Origin of the sequence: Methylobacterium sp. CCH5-D2 (assembly GCF_001556475.1) — a bacterium.
GTDB classification, from domain to species: domain Bacteria; phylum Pseudomonadota; class Alphaproteobacteria; order Rhizobiales; family Beijerinckiaceae; genus Methylobacterium; species Methylobacterium hispanicum.
On the sequence record NZ_LSIX01001081.1, the window covers coordinates 1 to 369 of the forward strand.

The 369-nt window shown below is 70.2% G+C and carries 2 protein-coding genes; one reads left to right on the top strand and one right to left on the bottom strand.

What is annotated here, in order from left to right; genetic code table 11:
• Positions 1-168, bottom strand: a 168-nt coding sequence (locus tag AX737_RS37600) for a cation transporter (RefSeq protein ID WP_156454038.1), incomplete at its 3' end; no start/stop codon positions are given.
• 100 nt (positions 169-268) lie between these two features.
• On the opposite strand from AX737_RS37600, the gene AX737_RS32715 reads away from it, so the two are divergent.
• A partial coding sequence (locus tag AX737_RS32715) for a MerR family DNA-binding transcriptional regulator (RefSeq protein WP_156454039.1) occupies positions 269-369 on the top strand: 101 nt, incomplete at its 3' end.

Here is a 369-nt window from a genome sequence, read left to right on the forward strand (position 1 = left end):
TTGGCTGCCGTAGTTCACGCGCACGTCCGCGACGCCCGGCAGCCGGGAGACGGCGGTCTCGATCTTCCCGGCGCAGGTCGGGCAGTCCATGCCCTTGACCCTGTAGCGCAGGGCCTGCGGACCGTTCGTGGGGAAGGATGTGCGGTCCGCGCCGGCGGCCTGGCTCATGGTGCGCTCCGTTCGCCGGGCTCCTGGTCCGGACTGGGAAGGCCCCCTACATGCACCCTGTAGTCACTACAGGGTCAAGGCCGTGCGGAGCGCTTCTTCCATGACCATCGGCAGCCTCGCGGAGGCCACGCAGACCCGTGTCGAAACGGTCCGGTGGTACGAGAAGGTCGGGTTGCTGCCCCCGCCGGCGCGGTCGAGCGG